We start from the raw sequence: 4539 nt of genomic DNA on the forward strand, positions 1-4539 counted from the left end.
GGCGACTCGTCCGCCGCGGGCGTCGCGGCGGCCGGGGAGCCCGCTTCGCCCGACGCGGCGTCGCCGGCGCCGCGTGAGGACGTCGCGGCCGCGACAGCAAGAAGCAGCACCAACGTGGGGAGCGCGAACCCCCAAAATTTCGATTGTTTCCGAATCATTCGCATAACGGGAAAGATCACCGCGATTGGCCAATCCGGTCAAGTTTATCGAAAATTCGTTTTTTTGAATATCGCTCAACAAGCGGCTTTTCGTATTTGCGGCGTCCCGAGGGCTTTTTTAGCCGTATCAAACAATTTTGAACGGTCGTTCAAAAATTTAGATCGGAAAATACATACATTTTTCCACAAAAAATCGATCGGAGCGGTCGGGATTATTGAGTTTTTTCGTCCGCCGGATTATAGAGACGATTCGCCTCGGATGGGAGAGTTCTGTCGATTATTTGGATGGAGTAGCATGCCGTATCCGCGTTTGGAGCGCCTGGACGCCGAGAAAAAACAGCGTGTCTTTAGTGTCTGCTGCGATCAAATCGCCCGTGACGGTTATGCCCAGACGAACGTCAAGGCGATTGCACGCCGTCTACAAGTAGCGGACGGTTATATCTATTATTACTTCGAGGGGAAGACCGACCTCGTACGGTGGGTGGTCGACACGAGTGTCGATATCTGGAACGAATTTTTCGCCCAGCACATCGCGCCGTACGTGGACGGCGATCTCTTTCTCTATTACCGCGTATCCCTGGTGGGGCTCGTCAAATTCGTGCGGACACACCGCTCGATTTTCGGGCTTTATACGAAATTGCGCCGCGAGCCGCGGTTTCCGCTCGCCAAATATTTGCGCAAGCGGCTGTCGGCGCTGGACAATTCGTTCGACGCGGCCATTCGGCGGGAGATTCAAAACGGCGGCATCCGGGACGATCTCAAACCGGAATACGTCGCCATGATGTTCGACGTCATCCGCCTGCGCGTGGCCGAGGCGGCGTTCGATCCCGCCCTCGACGCCATCGGCATTTCGCGCGCGGACGACAAGCGCGTGGAGCGTTTCGCGGACGAAATCGTGGCGGCCATGCGTGACGGCTTGATGGCGAATCGGGGACGCCCAAAGGGAAATGCCAACGGCATCAGCGCCGCGAAGCGTCGTCGATGATCCCGGCCGCCTGATCGGCGGTCACGCCCCGGGCCGCGGCGAGTTCCGCGGCTGACGCGCGCGCGCCGTCGAGAATCGCGCCCTCGAAATTCGCACCGTTCAACGTCGCGCCGTCGAGATTCGCGCCGGACAGGTCGGCCGCGTCGAGGTTCGCGCCCGACAGGTCGGCGCCGGAAAAATCCGCGCCGGAAAGCTCGCATTCGGTCAGATTGGCGCCCGACAGATTCGCGCCGCGAAAATTCGCGCCGGGCGCCTGCGTCCAGGACAGATCCATCCCCGCGAGGTTCGCGCCGGAAAGATCGGCGCCGCGCAAAAACGCGTCTCGCAGTTTCGCGCCGCAAAGGTCCGTGCCGACGAAACGCGCGCCTTCCGCGTTGGCGTGAAAGAGCACCGCGCCCGAAAGCCGCGCGCCGGAAAGATCGGCCATCGAAAGCGACGCGCTCGGCAACACGGCTCCGGTCAGGTCGGCGCGGCGAAGATCGGCGTCGATCAAATACGCGCGCGAAAGACGCGCGCCGGAAAGGTTGACGCCCGAAAGGCGCGCGCTCGCGAGCGTCGCGCCCTCGAGCACGGGCTTGTCCCACGCGGGATGCCCGGTGCGGATGCGGTTCCAGTCGTCCACGCGCCCGGCGCGCAAAAGGCCGACGGCCTCGTGCCAGGAGATCGGCGCGGCAGGGTCGTCGGCGATCTGATCCCGCGGATCGGATACGCGATCGGCCGGCGGTTTCCCGGACCCGCTCCCTGACGGTCGCGGTTCCAGGTCTTTGGGTGACGGTCGCGATTCCATCCGTTTCCGGTCGCTCTCGTCGTCGGTCATGGTTCGTCCACCCCGAACGTTTTCGTTAGCGGCGAGCAACGCATGACGCGCCAGACGGCAAGCAGCGCGCCCTTGACGGCGCCGTATTTTTCGATCGCGCGGCGCGCATAGACGCTGCACGTTGGCGTGAACGGGCAGCGCGACGGAACGTGCGGCGCGACGGTCGCCTTGTAGGCATCGATCGACGCGATCAACAGGCGCGTTCCGGCTTGCCCGGCGGGCGGGCGGAGATTGTCGGCAACAAGCAGGACGAGGAAGGCGGCGCCGACGAAAGCCGCGATCCGTCTTCGCGAACGCGTTCGAGACGTTGTGATCGGCGCGCCGTCAACCGTGGTGGGCGCCGTGTTCAAGGTCCTCGATGTAGCGCTGCGCCTGCATCGCCGCCTGGCATCCGTACCCCGCGGCGGTGACGGCCTGCCGGAAGACGGGGTCGGCGATGTCGCCGGCGGCGAACACGCCGGGCGTGCGCGTCTGCGTGAAGTTCCGGGTTTTGATATATCCCTTGTCGTCCACGTCCACGAATTCCCGGAAGATCTCCGAATTCGGGGTATGCCCGATCGCCATGAAAAGGCCGTCCGTCTCGCGTTCGACCGTTTCGTTTGTCTCCAGATTCCTGAGCTTGATGCCCACGAGCTCGCCGTCGCGCTCCATCGTGCCGGTGACGGCGAACGGGATGAGAAACGTGATCTTCGGGTTCTTTTTCGCGCGCTCGACCATGATCGGCGCGGCGCGGAATTCGTCGCGCCGGTGAATGAGCACGACCTCGCTCGCGAGATTGGCGAGGTAGGTCGCCTCTTCCATCGCGGAATCGCCGCCGCCCACAACGGCCACGCGCTTGCCGCGGAAGAAAAAGCCGTCACAAGTGGCGCATGTCGAGAGGCCGCGGCCCATCAAGCGCTTTTCCTCGGGCAGCCCGAGCGTCCTTGCCGTCGCGCCCGTGGCGATGATGACGGTGAGCGTCTCGATCACGCCGCCCGTCGTGTGCAGCTTGAGCGGATGTCCCGAAAAATCCGCCGCCGTGATCGCGTCGTACACGATGCGCGTGCCGAAGCGTTCCGCCTGCGCGGTCATGTCTTCCATGAGCCGCGGGCCGTCGATGCCCTTGGCGAAACCGGGGTAATTTTCCACCTCGGTCGTCGTGGTGAGCTGCCCGCCGTGCTGAATGCCGCTGTAGATGACCGGCTCAAGCTGGGCGCGCGCGGCGTAGATCGCCGCCGTGAGCCCGGCCGGCCCGGTTCCGATGATCGTGACCTTGTTCATGTCTCCTCCCCCGCGGGCGCCGCAGGATGAAGCGCGCGGGCGTCGTGCGATTTTGGGGCCGCGAGCCGGCGCGGTCAATGGCAGAGGGGGGAATTGAAGATCGAAGATTGAGGATTGGAGATTGGCGCCGCGCGGATCGATGTCCCCGCGTATGTCGGCGAATTCCGCCGATCTGGCGGTTCGGGATGCCGGGCCGATTCGCAATGCCGCCGGCCCCCTGATCGCGAATCCGTCCCCTGCGATTCCAATCCTCAATCCTCAATCTTCGATCTTCAATCCTCGCCCCACGCGCAGCGGAATCCGACGTACGCGCTTCCCGAACCGTCGTAGGGCAAAAGGCGCGTTCGCAGCGTCAGCAAGCCGGCGGGAATGCGGTAGGAGCCGCCGCGGATGACGGGCGCGTCGGTGCCGTCCTCGACGACCCATTCGCCGGCGTTGCCGAGCATGTCCAGGCACCCCCAGGGCGACGCGCCTTCGGGAAAGGCGTCGACGGCGACAAGGCACCCGCGCGCGTCATCGACGTGGCATCGGGCTTCATCCATCGCGTCGCCCCAGGGATAATCGCGGCCGTCGCTCCCGCGGGCGGCGCGCTCCCATTCGGACTCGCGCGGCAGGCGTTTGCCGGCCCAGCGCGCGAACGCCTGCACGGCCTCGAACGTGACGTTGACGACGGGATAATTTTCCGTCCCGCGGATCGGCCGGCCGTCGAGCCAGTGCACGGGGGGCTCGACGCCGGTTTCGTCCACGAAACGCCGGTATTGCGCATTCGTGACCGGCGCGCGGTCGATGAAAAACGACCCCGTCCGAACGACGCGATCTCCCACGGCGCATTCGCCCGCGGCAATTTCGATCATGTCTTCCTGCGCGAGCGAAGGCTCACGCGCCGGAATGGAGGCGAAATCCGTCCACGCCGTTCGCTCGGCAAGAGGCACCAGGCCGGCCGGCTCATGGTCCGGCATGACCGTTTCGACGACCATCTCGATGAGCGAGCGGTCGTATTCGTCGTCCAGATCATCGGCGCTCTCGTCCTCGCGCGCTTCCTCTTCGATTTCGTCGGCCTCGGACGGGAGCGATTCGGCAAAAAGCGCGCGCGCCGCCGCGCGCGCCGCGTCGGACCCCTCGAAAATTCCGGTCTTGTCCGGATCGACGGCGGCCTCGCGCCCGGCCGGAGCGGGTGGCCTGGGCGCCGGCCGCGGCACCGGCGTTTTCGCGGCGCTTTCGGAAGGGGCGCCTTCGCGGCCAAGCGGCGACGAACCGGGTTGCGGGCGCGGCGGAACCGAAGGAAGGGGCCTTCCGCCGGGCGCCGCGAGCGCGGGGCG

The 4539-nt window shown here is 65.2% G+C and carries 5 protein-coding genes; 1 reads left to right on the forward strand and 4 read right to left on the reverse strand.

Translation table 11 applies throughout. The features are described 5' to 3' along the window. Positions 1-1143, forward strand: a 1143-nt coding sequence (locus K8I61_09775) for a TetR/AcrR family transcriptional regulator (protein ID MBZ0272314.1), incomplete at its 5' end; no start/stop codon positions are given. Here the strand turns inward: K8I61_09775 and K8I61_09780 are convergent. The 4 genes from K8I61_09780 to K8I61_09795 all read right to left on the reverse strand — a co-directional run bounded on the left by K8I61_09780 (position 1118) and on the right by K8I61_09795 (position 4419). Beyond that, positions 1118-1960, reverse strand: a complete 843-nt coding sequence (locus K8I61_09780) for a pentapeptide repeat-containing protein (protein MBZ0272315.1) — start codon at positions 1958-1960, stop codon at positions 1118-1120. The two genes, K8I61_09775 and K8I61_09780, sit on opposite strands and share 26 nt — an antisense overlap. After that, entirely contained in the window at positions 1957-2157 is a 201-nt protein-coding gene (gene yidD / locus K8I61_09785) for a membrane protein insertion efficiency factor YidD (protein ID MBZ0272316.1), read from the reverse strand. Before yidD ends, K8I61_09780 begins: the two co-directional genes overlap by 4 nt. Before the next feature lie 127 nt (positions 2158-2284). Beyond that, positions 2285-3220, reverse strand: a complete 936-nt coding sequence (trxB, locus tag K8I61_09790; protein ID MBZ0272317.1) for a thioredoxin-disulfide reductase — start codon at positions 3218-3220, stop codon at positions 2285-2287. A gap of 272 nt (positions 3221-3492) precedes the next feature. Beyond that, positions 3493-4419, reverse strand: coding sequence for a formylglycine-generating enzyme family protein (locus tag K8I61_09795; protein ID MBZ0272318.1), 927 nt, complete (start codon positions 4417-4419; stop codon positions 3493-3495). Between the last annotated feature and the right edge of the window lie 120 nt (positions 4420-4539).

It is taken from the genome of bacterium, assembly GCA_019912885.1.
In the GTDB taxonomy this organism is placed as follows: Bacteria; Lernaellota; Lernaellaia; order JACKCT01; family JACKCT01; genus JAIOHV01.

Excerpts from the sequence above, each read along its gene's own strand:
- trxB (MBZ0272317.1), bottom strand. The coding sequence starts at position 3,220 with ATGAACAAGGTCACGATCATCGGAACCGGGCCGGCCGGGCTCACGGCG.
- K8I61_09780 (MBZ0272315.1), bottom strand. The coding sequence starts at position 1,960 with ATGACCGACGACGAGAGCGACCGGAAACGGATGGAATCGCGACCGTCA.